The 15,286-nt window shown below is 67.9% G+C and carries 15 protein-coding genes; 5 read left to right on the plus strand and 10 right to left on the minus strand.

Features of this window, described 5'->3' with window-relative positions; all coding sequences use genetic code 11:
* Window positions 1–37: 37 nt before the first annotated feature.
* Complete coding sequence (locus IE200_RS14880) at window positions 38–1,429, minus strand: purine-cytosine permease family protein (protein ID WP_191280267.1); 1,392 nt, start codon at window positions 1,427–1,429, stop codon at window positions 38–40.
* A 198-nt stretch (window positions 1,430–1,627) separates the two neighbouring features.
* Between IE200_RS14880 and IE200_RS14885 the strand changes: the two genes are divergently transcribed.
* A complete protein-coding gene (locus IE200_RS14885) occupies window positions 1,628–2,281 on the plus strand; it encodes a GntR family transcriptional regulator (protein WP_191280268.1) in 654 nt (217 codons plus the stop codon).
* Between the two features lie 417 nt (window positions 2,282–2,698).
* Entirely contained in the window at window positions 2,699–3,451 is a 753-nt protein-coding gene (locus IE200_RS21220) for an IclR family transcriptional regulator domain-containing protein (RefSeq protein WP_407941009.1), read from the plus strand.
* 107 nt (window positions 3,452–3,558) lie between these two features.
* Here IE200_RS21220 and ppsA read toward each other — a convergent pair whose 3' ends face one another.
* From ppsA to IE200_RS14920, 7 genes are read right to left on the minus strand one after another with little or no spacing between them, the layout of a single operon-like run.
* Complete coding sequence (ppsA, locus tag IE200_RS20805; RefSeq protein ID WP_229856581.1) at window positions 3,559–4,887, minus strand: phosphoenolpyruvate synthase; 1,329 nt, start codon at window positions 4,885–4,887, stop codon at window positions 3,559–3,561.
* A 12-nt stretch (window positions 4,888–4,899) separates the two neighbouring features.
* Window positions 4,900–5,931 carry a PEP/pyruvate-binding domain-containing protein gene (locus IE200_RS20810; RefSeq protein WP_229856582.1) on the minus strand — a complete coding sequence of 344 codons (1,032 nt, stop codon included), beginning with the start codon at window positions 5,929–5,931 and terminating at the stop codon, window positions 4,900–4,902.
* Window positions 5,928–6,461, minus strand: coding sequence for a kinase/pyrophosphorylase (locus IE200_RS14900; protein ID WP_229856584.1), 534 nt, complete (start codon window positions 6,459–6,461; stop codon window positions 5,928–5,930). Before IE200_RS14900 ends, IE200_RS20810 begins: the two co-directional genes overlap by 4 nt.
* Window positions 6,458–7,114, minus strand: a complete 657-nt coding sequence (locus tag IE200_RS14905; protein WP_191280269.1) for a LutC/YkgG family protein — start codon at window positions 7,112–7,114, stop codon at window positions 6,458–6,460. The genes IE200_RS14900 and IE200_RS14905 overlap by 4 nt, the downstream gene beginning before the upstream one ends.
* Complete coding sequence (locus IE200_RS14910) at window positions 7,111–8,559, minus strand: LutB/LldF family L-lactate oxidation iron-sulfur protein (RefSeq protein WP_229856586.1); 1,449 nt, start codon at window positions 8,557–8,559, stop codon at window positions 7,111–7,113. The genes IE200_RS14905 and IE200_RS14910 overlap by 4 nt, the downstream gene beginning before the upstream one ends.
* Window positions 8,556–9,401, minus strand: a complete 846-nt coding sequence (locus tag IE200_RS14915; protein WP_229856596.1) for a (Fe-S)-binding protein — start codon at window positions 9,399–9,401, stop codon at window positions 8,556–8,558. The genes IE200_RS14910 and IE200_RS14915 overlap by 4 nt, the downstream gene beginning before the upstream one ends.
* A 5-nt stretch (window positions 9,402–9,406) precedes the next feature.
* A complete protein-coding gene (locus tag IE200_RS14920; protein WP_191280270.1) occupies window positions 9,407–11,083 on the minus strand; it encodes an L-lactate permease in 1,677 nt (558 codons plus the stop codon).
* 119 nt (window positions 11,084–11,202) lie between these two features.
* Here IE200_RS14920 and IE200_RS14925 point away from each other — a divergent pair, with 119 nt between their 5' ends.
* Window positions 11,203–12,021 (plus strand): FadR/GntR family transcriptional regulator, encoded by an 819-nt coding sequence (locus IE200_RS14925; RefSeq protein ID WP_191280271.1) that lies wholly within the window; start codon window positions 11,203–11,205, stop codon window positions 12,019–12,021.
* A gap of 222 nt (window positions 12,022–12,243) precedes the next feature.
* A complete protein-coding gene (locus IE200_RS14930; protein ID WP_191280272.1) occupies window positions 12,244–12,402 on the plus strand; it encodes a transposase in 159 nt (52 codons plus the stop codon).
* Window positions 12,403–13,170: 768 nt separating this feature from the next.
* Here IE200_RS14930 and IE200_RS14935 read toward each other — a convergent pair.
* Complete coding sequence (locus IE200_RS14935; RefSeq protein ID WP_003941073.1) at window positions 13,171–13,482, minus strand: putative quinol monooxygenase; 312 nt, start codon at window positions 13,480–13,482, stop codon at window positions 13,171–13,173.
* A 15-nt stretch (window positions 13,483–13,497) separates the two neighbouring features.
* Between IE200_RS14935 and IE200_RS14940 the strand changes: the two genes are divergently transcribed.
* Entirely contained in the window at window positions 13,498–14,532 is a 1,035-nt protein-coding gene (locus IE200_RS14940; RefSeq protein ID WP_456237863.1) for a GlxA family transcriptional regulator, read from the plus strand.
* Between the two features lie 344 nt (window positions 14,533–14,876).
* Here the strand turns inward: IE200_RS14940 and IE200_RS14945 are convergent.
* The coding region (locus IE200_RS14945; RefSeq protein ID WP_191280273.1) for a transposase at window positions 14,877–15,286 on the minus strand (410 nt) is incomplete at its 5' end.

A 15,286-nucleotide genomic window follows, 5' to 3' on the forward strand; every position in this document is an offset into this window, starting at 1 on the left:
GGGTAGAGGTCGCAGTCAACGCTGGTCGGCGCGTCTATCAGCGCTGGGTGGCGAGGACGCGACGTGCGGCGACCTCGTTGCGGACCCGGCCGGAGAAGGCGTAGTAGAGGCCGCCGGCGACGACGAGGCCGAGGATCCAGGAGATCTCTGCGCCACCCATCCAGTCGGCGATGGGGCCGACGTAGAAGGTGCTGTTCATGAAGGGGATCTGGATGAGCACGCCGACGGCGTAGGCGAGCATGGCGCCCTTGTTGAAGCGGCCGTAGATGCCGTCGGGGTTGAAGAGTGCGTCGACGTCGTACTGCTCCTTGCGGACCAGGTAGTAGTCGACGAGGTTGATCGCCGACCACGGGGTCATGAAGTAGAGCAGGAAGAGCAGGAAGTCGGTGAAGGAGGCGAGGAAGTTGTCGGTCGCGGCGAGCGCGATGGCCAGGGCGGCTGCAGAGATCAGGGCGATGTAGATGACGCGGTGGCGTGGCTCGATGCGGGACTGTCGGGTGAGACTGGTGACGATGGTGGCCACGGACATGTAGCCGCCGTAGGAGCTGAGCGTGTTCCCGGTGAGCTTGCCGCAGATGACGGCGAGCAGCACGACGACGGAGAACGCCCCGCCGAGGTCGGCCAGGAAGCCGACCTGGTTGCCGAGGAAGCCGACCCCACCCAGGGCGGCCGCGAGAGCGCCCAGGATCATCGCGGCCGAGGCGCCGACGACGCTGCCGAGGAAGGTCCAGCCGATGGTGGCGGACTTGGGGGTGTCCTCGGGCAGGTAACGGGAGTAGTCGGCGATGTAGGGGCCGAAGGTGAGCTGCCAGGAGGCTGCCAGCGAGATGCCGAGGATGAAGGGTGCGGCCGCGAACGTGGTGTCGGACAGCGCGTCCCCGGTGGCGGGCTCGGTGAGCATCTTGATGAACAGGCCGGTGAAGACGACTCCGCTGAGCACGGCCGCGACGTGCGAGAACCGGTGGATGTGGCGGTAGCCGAAGATCGCGAGCGCGGTGGACATCAGGGCGAACAGCACCGAGCCGACCTCGGGGGAGATGTGCAACAGACGTGACATCGCCTGACCGCCGAGGACCAGGCCGGTGGCGTAGAACCCGAGGAAGATCATCAGCGCAAGGACGAGGGGAAGGATCGCGCCGAAGTAGCCGAACTGGGCGCGGCTCTGGATCATCTGCGGCACCCCGAGGCGGGGCCCCTGGGCGGAGTGCAGCGCGGTGAAGAATCCACCCACCACGTTGCCGAGGAGGATCGCCGGGATCGCCCACAGCGCGGTGTTGCCCAGGATGACGAACAGGGCTCCCGTCACCACGGCGGTGATGGAGGTGTTGGCGGCGAACCACACGAAGAGCAGGCTGCGGGGGGAGCCGTGGCGCTCGGCGAGGGGGATGTGGTCGATGGAGCGTTGTTCGATGGTCGAGGTCGTAGCCATGTCGGCTCCCTAGTGGTGGGCGTTCACGGTCGCATGAGCGGGAGTGTGAGCGGCGTCTCAGCGGTAGGCTCCGTATGCAACCAGTATATTGGCTGCATATCAAGGGTCGATAGAAAAAGTTCGCCATTGTCCTCAGCTGGGATCGCGGAGGCTGGTGGCCGGACACCTAGGATTCGGCAGAACGAAGGAGGCCGGGCAATGACCGAGATCGGCAAGGCAGCGCAGGCCTACCGAGACATCGAGCGCATGGTGGTGTTCGGCCAGATCGAGCCGGGCTCCCTGGTGTCTGAGTCGTTCCTTATGGAGCAGACGGGGTTGGGGCGCACGCCGGTGCGGGAGGCGTTGCAGCGGCTCTCGCGCAACCGGATGGTGGAGATCCACCCGAACAAGGGCGTACTCATCCCTTCCACGTCGGTGGAGGCGCAGCTGCGGATGCTGGAGCTTCGACGTGTGCTCGAGGCGCTCGCCGTGCGTCTGGCGTGCGAGCGGGCCGTTCCCGCCGATCGCGTCGGGATGGAGGAGATGGTGGAGCGCCTCGAGCACGGGGGTTTCGACCTCAAGGGCTACGCGGAAACCGTGCGCGGCACTCATGACCTGATCGTGGCGGGAGCTCATAACGAGTACCTCGCGGACGCGATGGCACCCCTCCAAGGCCTGTCTCGGCGGTTCTGGTTCACCCACGTCACCGACGTGGACACCGAGATCAAGGCCGGCGCAACCCTCCATGTGGCCATCTTGAGGGCGATCCTCGGACGCGACGCGGACGCCGCCGAAGCGGCCGCCTTGGATCTGAACGACTACCTGGTCGATTTCGCCTACGGCACGCTCAGTCCCCGGGGCAGGCGCCGGTGAGGGGGGCAGCCGTGCTCGGCGCGGACTGGTCGGCACGATAGGAGGACGCGTGGCGCAGGTTCCTGCGGGAGCTCACACGCTGAAGCTCTTGACCTAGTTGGCGCAGCAGGTCACGCCCGTGGCGGCGTCCATGTCCCGCGACCTGGCGTTGCCGCGCTCGGGCACCTATCACCTGCTCGACACCATGATCGACGCCGGTTACGTGACGCACTACCCAGATCAGCGGGTCTACGGTCTGGGGCTCTCGGCCTACGAGCTCGCTAGCGGTTACATGCGTCAGGAGTCCGTTCAGCGTCTTGCTCGCCGACCACTGGCGGACCCTGCCGACCGCAGTGGGCACAGCGCCCATCTGTCGGTCCTCCATGGGCGCGAGATCGTGTACGTCATCGAGGAGCGCGCGCGGGGCGGGTACGGCTTATCACCGATGTCGGGGCCAGGCTTCCCGCACACACGACGGCCTCGGGCCGCGCCATGCTGGCAGAGCTGCCACCGGCGCAGGTGCGGGCGTTGTACCCGAGTGCAAAGGACCTGCTTGGCAGTGCGCTGTCAGGCCCGCGGACACCGATCGAGCTGCGACGAGCGCTGAGCGACGTACGAAGCGCTGGTGTCGCCAGCGACGAGGGGGAGGTCACTCCGGGCCAGGCATCCCTGGCCCGCGACGGCCAACCGATCACGGCGCAGCTCACGGAGGAGCCGTCCCGCACCGCGGTCGCCGAGCAGAAGCTGGGCATGCGGCGACCGGCCGTACCCGTCCTGGTCACCGAGAACGTCCTCGACGACGTTATCCCGTATGCCGTGGGAAGAGGGGTCGCCGAGCGTTGGTGGGACCGGGGCGCGACGGTGAGGTTGGCGACCAACACTGCTCCGACCCGCGTGGGCGGGGCGTTGCTGCTTTCCCGAGTCGTTCGCCTTCCTCGAGGCCCGCTTCGCCGGACTGCCCGCGATCAACAGCTGCTGGCGGATCTGAGCCAAGTGCCCCCGCAGTTCGAGATGACGGGAGCGCTGAAGCGGGATTGCCGGGGGACGACGTATCCGAGGTCTCGACTGTCTGCCGATCCAGATCACCTCATCCCGACGCCGAGTCGGCCTCATAGCCGAGCTCAGATCCGTCGACGACGTACCAGCCCGTGCGGTCGGTGTCCTCCGCCGAGAACTGCCTCGTCGAGGTAGAACTGCCTCGTCGAGGTCGCTCTTGCGAGCGAGGAGGGGTAGAAGCCGTTGTCATTGTCGACCCGGTGGACGAGAGTCGCGGGACCATGCAGGCAAGGGCGCGCCTGTCATCGGCTCCCGGCTGCGGCCAGCATGAGCCAGGTGTCGACGACGGTGTCGGGGTTGAGTGACATCGATGCGATGCCCTGGTTGAGCAGCCACGCGGCGAGGTCAGGGTGGTCGCTAGGGCCTTGGCCGCAGATGCCGACGTACTTGTCGGCGTCGCGGCACGCCTTGATGGCGCGTTCGAGCATGAACAATACGGCGGGGTCGCGCTCGTCGAAGGAGCCTGCGACGAGCGCTGAGTCGCGGTCGAGGCCGAGCGTCAGCTGGGTCATGTCGTTGGAGCCTATGGAGAAGCCGTCGAAGCGCTCGAGGAACTGCTCGGCCAGGATGGCGTTGGAGGGGACCTCGCACATCATGATGACCTGGAGGTCGTTCTCGCCGCGGACCAGGCCGTGCTGGGCGAGCAGGGATATCACGCCGTCGGCCTCGGCGAGGGTGCGCACGAACGGGATCATGATCTTGACGTTGGTCAGGCCCATGTCGTCGCGCACGAACTTCAGTGCCTCGGCTTCCATGGCGAAGCAGTCCGCGAAGTCCTCCGACAGGTACCGCGAGGCGCCGCGGTAGCCGATCATCGGGTTCTCCTCGTCGGGCTCGTAGAGCTCGCCGCCGACGAGGTTGGCGTACTCGTTGGACTTGAAGTCGCTCATGCGGACGATGACCGGTTCGGGGGCGAAAGCCGCGGCGAGCATCGAGACGCCTTCGGCGACCCGTTGCACGAAGTAGTCGCGCGGGCTCGCGTAAGCCTTGATCGCCTCGGCTATCTGGGAGCGCAGGGGCTCGTCGAGGGTCGCGTGGCCGAGCAGGGCCTTGGGGTGGATGCCGATCTGACGGTTGATGATGAACTCCAGCCGGGCCAGGCCGACGCCCGCGTTGGGCAGCTGTGCGAAGGCGAACGCCTGCTCAGGTGTTCCGACATTCATCATGATCTCGGTGGGGATGCCGGGCATGGAGGCCAGCTCGGTCTCCTCGACGGTGAAGTCGAGCCGGCCGTCGTAGACCAGCCCGGTGTCGCCCTCGGCGCAGGAGACGGTGACCTCGCGTCCGTCGGCGAGCTCGCGGGTGGCGTCGCCGGTGCCGACGACGGCGGGGATGCCGAGTTCGCGGGCGATGATCGCGGCGTGGCAGGTGCGTCCGCCGCGGTTGGTGATGATCGCGGAGGCGCGCTTCATGATGGGCTCCCAGTCGGGGTCGGTCATGTCGGCCACGAGGACCTCGCCGGGGCGGAAGTCGTGCATCTGGTCGATCGAGGTCATGACACGTACGGCGCCGGCCCCGATCTTCTGGCCGATCGCGCGGCCCTCGATGATGACCGTGCCCTGGTCGGTCATCCGGAATCGCTGCTACACCCCTGCTCGCGACATCACGGTCTCGGGGCGGGCCTGGAGGATGTAGAGCTGTCCGTCGAGGCCGTCCTTGCCCCACTCGATGTCCATCGGACGGCCGTAGTGCTCCTCGATGGTGAGCGCGTGCCGGGCGAGCTCCTCCACGTCGGCGTCGGTGAGGCTGAGCAGCCCGCGCTCGGCCGGGTCGGTGTCGACGAAGGCGGTGCTCCTGCCCACCGAGGGGTCGGCCGTGTAGACCATCTTGGTGGCCTTCGACCCCACCCCGCGCTTGAGGATCGCGGGACGGCCGGCGCGCAGTGCCGGCTTGTAGACGTAGAACTCGTCGGGGTTCACCGCGCCCTGGACGACGGCCTCGCCGAGTCCGTAGGAGGAGGTCACGAACACCGCGTCGTCGAAACCGGACTCGGTGTCCATCGTGAACATCACCCCCGACGCCCCGATGTCGGACCGCACCATCTGCTGCACGCCTGCCGAGAGCGCGACGCTGTCGTGGTCGAAGTCATGAGGCACGCGGTAGGCGATGGCCCGGTCGTTGTAGAGGGAGGCGAAGACCTCGCGGATCGCCTGGAGCACGCCATCGATGCCGGTGATGTTGAGGAAGGTCTCCTGCTGGCCGGCGAAGGAGGCGTCGGGAAGGTCCTCCGCGGTGGCGCTGGAGCGTACGGCGAACGAGACGCCCTTGCGCCCGTGCAGCAGGGTCTCGTAAGCAGCACGGATGTCGGCCTCGAGGTCCTCCGGAAACGGCCGGTTGGCGACGGACTCCCGCAGCGACCTGCCGACACGGGCGAGCTGTTGGGTGTCGTCGGTGTCGAGATCCTTGAGCGCGTGGGAGATCTCCTCGGCCAGGCCGGTGTCGCCGATGAAGCGTCGGAACGCATCTGCAGTGGTGGCGAATCCGTCGGGGACGTTGATGCCCAGCGACGCGAGGTTGCTGACCATCTCACCCAGGGACGCGTTCTTGCCGCCGACCTGCTCGAGGTCGCCCAGGCCCAGCTCGGCGAAGGGGCGGACGTTGGGGGACTCGCTCATGGACGGCTCCTCGGGGTGGACCTGGGCGGGGCAGGGCCACCAGGATCACGTCGGCCTTCTCCAGGGCCACGCACCCGCTGGCCGTCGTCGTGCTCGATGGTGTACTCGATGGCCTGCATCCGGCTGTTGTAGCGCTGGATGTCACCCACGCCGTGCAGCCGGGCGGGCAGTCGTACGCCGCGGGTCTGCAGGATCGACTCCACCGAGCCCATGTGCAGGTCGAAGAAGTCGATGACCGGGCAGCGGGTGCGCCGCAGCTCGAGGCGTACCTCGTCGCTGGCGGCGGTGGTGAACACCAGTGGGGTGCGGGGGCTCTCGTCCCTGGCGCGGTCGAGGCGGGCCACGACATCACGTGCCTCCTCGACCGTGGAGATGAACGGGATCACGGTGCGGTCGAAGCGCAGGTCGGGGAACTGGATGAGCAGCGCGTTGCCCATGGTCTCGGCGCTGATCCCGGTGCTGTCGGAGAGGAAGAACACCGGCACCACGTCGCTCGCTGATCCGTGGTGCATCTCCTCGGCCGTCCTCACGCCGGGGGCAGGGGATGGTCGGTGCCGACGAGCAGGACGTGCAGGGTCCGGGGCCCGTGCACGCCCTCGACCCGCTCCAGCTCGATGTCACTGGTGGCTGAGGGGCCACTGATCCAGGTCAGGGGCCGGCCGGCGTCGACGGCGTCGCGGAGCGGCGCGATGGACTCGGGCACGTCGCCGACCAGCTGCGACTCGTGCACGACGCACACGTGCACGTCGGGCACCAGCGAGAGGGCGCGGCGACCCTGGTCGGGGCCATGGTCGAGCACGATGGTGCCGGTGACGGCGATGCCCACCGCGGCCGCGGTGACGACCGAGTCGAACCGGTCAAGTTCGTCCGACGACAGGTCTCCCTGGTCGGCGACGACCTCGACGCCATCCACACTCTCCAGCGTGGCCACCCACTCGCGTGGCAGTCCGGGCGGTATGACGACGCGGGTGGCGAGGGAGAGAGCTGCAGCCACGGCCGCAGGGATGCCGTCGGGGGCGACCCGCTCGACGACGGCGCGGTAGTCCTCGACGCGTTCGACGAAGGTCGCCGCGATGTCGGGGAGCGGGGTGGTGGCGCCGTACTCGCGCTGGGGTGGCGGTATCCGGTCGGCGCCCTCCAAGGCGGCGGCGATCCGGGTGAGCATGTCGTCTCGGGTGCTCATCGGGGGTCTCCCTTCTCGCGCTTCCACCAGGATCGGAAGGACTCGGCGGGAGGTGTTGGTGCGTCGCGGGCGTCGCTCCAGGCCGAGAGTGGCCCGGGGAGGCGTCCGATGGTGTCCTTCTTGCCGAGGGCCCGGCCGCTCAGCTCGGCGCCCTTCTGGGCCTTCTCCCAGCGGCGGTGGTCGGAGAACATCCAGGCGGCTCCCTTCATGGCGATCTGCTCGCCCGAGGGGATGCCGCCGCGGTGCTCGTCGACCACGCGGGTGCGCAGGTGCACGAGGAGCTCGGGGATCTCGATGTTGACGGGGCAGACGTCGCCGCAGGCGCCGCACAGTGACGAGGCGTAGGGCAGTGACTGGTCCACGTCGCTGGTGGTGCCACGTAGCTGGGGGTTGAGGATGGCGCCGATGGGTCCGGGATAGACCGAGCCGTAGGCGTGGCCACCGACGCGTTGGTAGACGGGGCAGACGTTGAGGCAGGCCGAGCAGCGGATGCAGCGCAGGGCCTGTCGGCCGACCTGGTCGGCCAGCGCGTCGGTGCGTCCGTTGTCGAGCAGCACCACGTGCACGTCCTGGGGGCCGTCGCCGGGGGTGATGCCGGTCCAGGTGGAGGTGTAGGGGTTCATCCGCTCGCCGGTGGAGCTGCGGGGCAGGAGCTGCATGAACACCTCGAGGTCCTCCAGCGTCGGCAGTACCTTCTCGATGCCGACGACGCTGATCAGGGTCTCGGGCAGGGTGAGGCACATGCGGCCGTTGCCCTCCGACTCGACGACCACGAGGGTCCCGGTCTCGGCGATCGCGAAGTTCGCCCCCGAGATGGCGACCTTGGCGCGCAGGAACTTCTCGCGCAGGTGCACCCGCGCGGCCTCGGCGAGCTCGCGGGGGTTGGAGGTGAGCCCGGTGGGGGGCGGGGTGCCGACCTGGCCCATCTCGCGGAGGAAGATCTCGCGGATCTCGGCTCGGTTGCGGTGGATGGCCGGGACCAGGATGTGGCTGGGCTTGTCGTGCCCGAGCTGGACGATGAGCTCGGCGAGGTCGGTCTCCCAGGCGTTGATGCCAGCCACTTCGAGGGCCTCGTTGAGGCCGATCTCCTGGGTCGCCATGGACTTGACCTTGACGACCTCCTCCGCGCCCGTGGCCCTCACCAGTGAGGTGACGATGCGGTTGGCCTCCTCGGCGTCGGCCGCCCAATGCACGGTGGCGCCGGCTTGGGTGAGGGACTCCTCGAGCTGGACCAGGTAGGTGTCGAGGTGGGACAGGACGTTGTCCTTGATCGCCGCTCCCGCCTGGCGGAGCTCGTCCCAGTTGTCGAGCTCGTCGACGACCCCGGCCCGCTTGCGGCGGATGGTGCCGGTCGCGTGCTGCAGGTTGCGGCGCTGCTGGGAGTTGCCCAGCGCCTCCTTGGCCGCGGTCTGGAACTTCGGCATCCCGATGAACGTGCCGCTCATGCCGTCACCTCCTCCTCAGTGGGCCGGTCGGTGGGCTGGTTGGTGGGGTTGTCGCCTGCTGTGCCGAGCTCGTTCTCGGCGGCGAAGTCGCGTTCGGTGGAGGCGAGTACCTCGGCCAGGTGCATGACCCGGATGCCGGAGCGTTGCCGGGTGAGGAGTCCGCCGATGTGGGCCAGGCAGCTGTTGTCGCCGGCGACCAGCACCTCGGCGTGGGTCTCGCGCACGTGCTGTGCCTTGTCGGCGCCCATGGCCACCGAGGTGTCGGCGTTCTTCATCGCGAAGGTGCCGCCGAACCCGCAGCACTCCTCGGCCTCGGGCAGGTCGACGAGGTCGATGCCTCGGACCTCCCGCAGCAGCTGTAGCGGTTTGTCGGCCACCCGCAGCATCCGCAGGGAGTGACAGGTGGGGTGGTAGGTGACGCGGTGCGGGAAGGTTGCGCCGACGTCGGTCACGCCCAGCACGTCGACGAGCAGCTCGCTGAACTCATATACCTTGCGGGCAGTCGTGGTGGCCTGGTCGGCGAGCGCCGGTTGTCCGCACCCCCGGGCCACGGTGGCGTGCTGGTGCCGGACGCTGCCGACGCAGGAGCCGGAGGGGGCCACGACGGCGTCGTACCCGTCGAAGACGTCGGCGAAGCGTTCCACCAGCGGCAGGGCCTCGCGGGCGTAGCCGGTGTTGGTGAACATCTGCCCACAACACGTCTGGTCCAGGGGGAACTCCACGGTGACGCCGAGGCGCTCGAGGACGGTGACGACCGCCTTGGGCGTCTCGGGCCACATCGTGTCGTTGAAGCAGGTGGCGAAGAGCGCCACACGCATGCCTTGGCCGGGAAGCGAGGTCATCTGGGTCACACCATCCAGGAGAGCACGGTGGACTGCAGCCCGACCAGCAGGCACAAGGCCAGCAGCAGCCCGAGGCTCCAGAAGATGAGCTTGCGGAAGATGTCGGACTCCCGCCCGGCCAGGCCGACCGCCGCAGCGGCGATGGTGAGGTTCTGGGGACTGATCATCTTGCCGACCACGCCGCCGGAGGTGTTGGCGGCCACCATCAGATTCGGGTCGAGGCCGGCCTTCTCCGCCGCGCTCTGCTGCAAGGTCGCAAAGAGCGCGTTGGCGCTGGTGTCGGAGCCGGTCACCGCGGTGCCCAGCCATCCCAGGATGGGGGAGAGGAACGCGAACGCGGCACCGGTGCCGGCGATCCAGTGGCCCATCGTCTGGGTCTGGCCCGACAAGTTCATCACATAGGCCAGCGCCAGCACGGAGGCAACCGTGAGGAACGCGAAGCGGAGCGTCTTGACAGTCTCGAGGAACGTGGTGGCGATACGTGCGACCTTCACGCCCTGCACCAGCCCGACGATGAGCGCGGAGATGACGAGCAGGGTGCCGGGGGAGGAGAGCCACTGCCACTTATAGACGGTGGAGGCCGACTCGACGGCTCCGTGCAGACCGGGCCACTCGACCAATCGGTCGGTCACGGCCAGGAAGTCGGTGACCGGGGGGACGAGCTTGGCGGTGGAGAAGACCGCGATGACCAAGAGGTAGGGGAACAGCGCCATCGTGATGCGACCGGGCGTGAGGAGAGCGGCACGCTGCGCGACCTGGTCGATCTCCTTCTTCGCCTGGACCGCGACGTTCCCGTCGCCGCCGAGCCCGCTGGCCTCAGCGTCGTCTGCACGCATGCTCGTCAGCCGCTCCGCGGCCTCGGTCGACCCCTTGGGCTGCCACACGCGGAGCATCGCCACCGCGGCGGCCAGTCCGGCGAGCGAGGCGATGATGTCAGTGAGCTCGACGGAGATGAAGTTGGAACTGACGAACTGGGCGAGACCGAAGACTGCGCCCACGGCCAAAGCCAACGGCCAGACCTCGCGAACGCCGCGACGACCGTCAGCCACGAAGACGAGAATGAGCGGAACGAACAGGGCGAGGAACGGCGTCTGGCGGCCGACGATGGCGCCGATGTCCTCGTACGGGATCCCGGTCAGGGTGCCGGCGGTGATGATCGGGATGGCCATCGCGCCGAAAGCCACCGGTGCGGTGTTGGCGAGCAGGACGACCATCGCGGCGCGCAACGCGGGGAAGCCAACCGCGACCAGCATGACGCCGGAGATGGCGGCGGGGGCACCGAAGCCGGCCAACGCCTCCAGCAGGCCGCCGAAGCAGAAGGCGATGATGATTGCCTGGATGCGCGGGTCGTCGGAGATCAGGTGAAAGGTGGCGCGGAGATCCTCGAATTTCCCGCTCACGACCGTGAGCTGGTGCAGGAATAGGGCGCCCAGGACGATCCACATGATCGGGAAGAGACCGAAGACAGCACCCTCGGAGGCCGAGAGCAGAGCCAAATCCACCGGCATGCCGTACGCCACCACGGCCACCGCTACGGCCACCGCGACCGAAGCGAGGGCGGCGAAGTGGGCCTTCCATCGCAGCCAACCCAAGGTGACGAAGATCGTCATGAGCGGGAGCGCAGCCACGAGCGACGACCAAGCGAGGCTGTCTCCGATCGGGGCGAGATCGGGCACATACATGGGAACCTCCACGGGGGCGATCAGTCGAAGATACCGGCCACGGTCGACCTCTGTGTGGTCTGACCATAGAGAGGACTGTAGAGTGACGTCCATCACCCGTCAAGAGTGGAAGGTCGCCGATGAGCGAGCGCGCATCGTCTGAGAACGTCCCGGGCAGCGATCAGGGGTCGTGGCAACCCATCGCCCGCAGTCGCTCACATGAATTGGTTGTGGACCAGATCGAGGAGCAGATCCTCGCGGGGACGCTGCGGGTGGGTGACCGGCTGCCGGGCGAGCGAGACCTGGCCAGCCACCTGCAGGTCAGCAGAGCCGCCGTGCGTGAGGCCATCCGCAGCCTGGAGGCCCAAGGGGTGGTGCGGTCGGCGGTCGGATCGGGCAAGGACTCCGGCACCCTCGTGTCAGCGATGCCCAGCGAAGCCCTCACCCGCCTGCTGCGGCTGCACGTTGCCCTGGCCAACTTCCCCATGGACGACGTCGTCGATGCCCGCGTCATGCTGGAACGCTCCAGCGCCACCCTAGCCGCGCACAACGCGGCTCCAGCGAATCTCGACGCTATGCGTGAGGCGCTGAACGGAATGGATAGTCCCGGCGTCGATCAAGAGACGTTCAACGACCTTGACACGGCATTCCACGTCGCGATCGCCGAGGCCAGTGGAAACCGACTGGTGGCGGACATGACCATCGCGCTGCGCGACTCCATGCGGCGCCCCATCCTGCAGGCGCTGCATGCGCTCGGTCCGGACTGGGAGGGGGTCGCCGATCAGTTGCGCGCCGACCACCGCGCCATCTACGCCGCCATCGAAAGCGGGCAAGGCGAGACCGCGGCCGAACTCGTCGACCAGCACATCCGGTCCGCCCGTGCCGCGCTGCCCATTGCGGGCACGGCCGGAGCGGTCCACTCGCCAACGCCGACGCACAGTCGCCGACCACGGTCCTGAGTTCGCTGTCCAAGAAATGTCCAGTGGGCCAGCGGGCATAGAGTGCGTAGCGATGCGGGGTTGGCGTGGGTGGTGGACCGGCCGGCCGCGAGAGTAGCCGTCGCTGTGCGGGTCTTCCACCGGGATCCGACGCCCAGCAAACCGTTGACCCAGGGGGGTCTGCTGCACGGATAGGTGACATCTGATCTGCGTCGATGTGTCGGCGCTGGAAGGATGTGCACCATGCCCCAGGCGTTCCCTAAGGAGTTCCGCGAGGACGTGATCCGGGTCTACCGGGACTCAGATGCCTCGATGGCCCAGGGCGCGAAGGATTTCGGCATCTCGCCGTCGTGCCTGAAGCGCTGGCTCGCGATAGACGAGAAGAACTCGACCCGGCCGTAGGGCTCGACCCAGTCGGGCAGTGAATCGCACGATGCGGTTCAAGTCGTTGTCCGGTCACCCTCAGACCGAGGCCGTCGAGTCGAGCGAAGGCGGTCAGGTCAGGGCGGCCGAAGCCGGCCGGCGGGGTAGCGTCGGACACGTCGAGGTCTTTCGGACGGATGGCGTAGGAACCTCCGTCGTCGGGAGACCTCGACGTCTATCTGCGGACCGACGCGCCCGGCCGACCTACACCGTCATCTGAGAAGACCCCTGAAAAGTCTTCGACGACGGGACCGGCGAGGAGGAGGGCGCGGTGAGCTAAAGGAATGGAGCTTGCTCGGCTTCGACGCCGCCGCAAGCTCCGGTGAAACGGTCGGTACTGGTCGGTCGTCGTCGGTCACCACCGGATGGCGGCGTCCCCCACGCTCGGCGTTTGCGCAGGTCAGCGGCTCGTTCGCCCAGTGGGCGCATCAAGCGATAGACGCAAAGCCGACGTGATTAGGTCGTCGGTTCGATTCCGACAGGCGGCTCCGGCGAACAGCCCCTGACCTGCGGAAACGCAGGGCAGAGGCGGTTCGGTTCTGGTGGTCGCGCGATGCGCTGGCCTCACGGCTCTGCCCGATACCGACGTCGCTCTCCTCTGCGACGGACCCCTCGCCGGCCGAGCGCTCGCGGCCGGCATCCTGTCCGTGTGCCGATAGGCCTCGCACCGCTCGGCAACGCAGCGTGGCGTTGCGTCGCGACCTGGCGACGGCTCGGCGGGGCGCGATCGTCTCGTTCGTTGGCGGACTACGGGAGTTTGGACGCGAGGACGTCGGCCGCCAGGATCTCGGGTGCTGCGCCGAGGAGGTGCTGGTTGGCCATCAGGGCTGCGACGATGGCGCCGTTGGCGTGGGCGTCGCGAGCGGCCTCGTCGGGGAATGCATCGAAGATCCAGAAGGTGTCGGCGTGGGTCCTGACCGCGAACCAGACAATCGTTCCTACTTCTTCGTTGGCGAGCGCGACAGCGCCGGCGAGCAGATCGGCGAGCGCGTCGTGCTGTCCATCGGCCGCGACGATCTTGGCGACGAAGGCATACGGAAGTGATGCGGGTGTGGACATGAGGGGTTCTCCTAGGTGTCGAGGCTTCTTGGTGAAGCGAGTTCAGCGTATGGCGAGCAAGGGCATGTGAGAAGTGGCGTATACGGCAGTATTGCTATTGTTCGCGCCATGCGTATCGGACTGATCGCGATCGACGGCTGCTTCGGTTCGGCTGTCGCGTCGGTCATCGACATCGTGCGGGTGGCCGACGGAGCCCGCGGCGATGTCGACCCGCGGATCGACCCGATCGAACTCGCCATCCTCGGACCGAAACGGAGAGTGACCACGACGGCATCGATGACCCTGTCGGTGGACCACCCGCTGTCGGAGTCCGCAGAGTTCGACGTGGTCGTCGTCCCTGCGCTTGGAACCCTCACGGCCGCCGCTACCAGCGACGCCCTCCAGAGCCGAGATGCTCGTTCGGTCATCGCCTCGCTCGGGCGCCTCGACGACGCGACCACCCGGATCGCCGCGGCGTGCACCGGCGTGTTCGCTGTCGCCGAGACCGGACGGATGCATCATCGGCGGGCGACGACCAGCTGGTTCCTGGGGCCGGAGTTCCTGAAGCGCTATCCGACCGTCGCCCTCGATCTCGACACCATGGTCGTGGTCGACGGGAACCTCGTCACCGCCGGCGCCGCGTTCGCCCACATCGACCTCGCGCTCTCACTCGTGCGATCGATCAGCCCCGACCTGGCCCAACATGTCGCCAAGCTCCTCATCATCGACGAGCGTCCGTCGCAGGCGGCCTTCGTCGCCTACGAACATCTCCGGCACGAGGACCCGATCGTCGTCGAGTTCGAACGCTTCGTGCGCGCCCGCCTGGACGAACCGTTCAACGTCGCCTTCGTCGCGCAGTCGCTCGGCACCAGCCGGCGCACCCTCGAGCGACGAGTCCGTGCGGCGCTCAACCTCACTCCGCTCGGCTTCGTCCAACGGCTTCGCATCGAACGAGCTCGGCACCTCTCAGCAACCACGGACCTCACCTCCGCCGAGATCGCGCTACGGGTCGGCTACGCGAACGCCGAGACTCTGCGCTCCCTCCTGCGTAGGGAGCGACGCCGTTCCTGACCTATCGCCATGCCTGTAACCGGTGTCCTAGTGCTCGACTGGAACCACCTCTCAGCACGTCGCGTCGACGCTCCTGCGTCGCCCCTGGACGACCCACTCGACACGCCCGCAGCACAGGCCATGTGACGTGTCCCGGCTTCCCGGACGGTCGGGGTTGGGTGGCTGTGATGTCGCTGCGTTCTCGTCGAGGGGGTCAGCAGACACGATCAGGGTCGATTGGGAGGAGACGCGAAGGCGGTCAGGTCAGGGCGGCCGAAGCCGGCCGGCGGGGTAGCGTCGGTCACGTCGAGGTCTTGGTCAAGTCCCGGGTAGTGGTGTAGCGCTGCGTTCTCCTTCGTGATGGTTCAGGCGGTCAGGGCTGGCAGGTCGTCGGCTCCGATCTCGGGGTCGTTGGTGGGGACGATGTTGACTCGGCAGCGGGCGAGGACTTCGAGTCCGAGGTAGCGGCGGCCTTCGGCCCATTCGTCGGTCTGCTCGGCCAGCACGGCGCCGACGAGGCGGACGATCGCGTCGCGGGTGGGGAAGATTCCGACGGAGTCGGTGCGGCGCCGGATCTCGCGGTTGAGGCGTTCGGCGGGGTTGTTGGACCAGATCTGGGTCCACACGTCCTTCGGGAACGCGGTGAACGCGAGGATGTCGGCGCGAGCAGCGTCGAGGTGGTCGTGGACCTCGGGCAGTTTGCCGTCGACGTAGTCGAGCAGCCGGTCGAACTGGGCATGGACAGCGGGACGGTCGGGCTGGTCGTAGACCGAGT

Source organism: Nocardioides flavus (ex Wang et al. 2016), from assembly GCF_014653115.1.
GTDB classification, from domain to species: domain Bacteria; phylum Actinomycetota; class Actinomycetes; order Propionibacteriales; family Nocardioidaceae; genus Nocardioides; species Nocardioides flavus.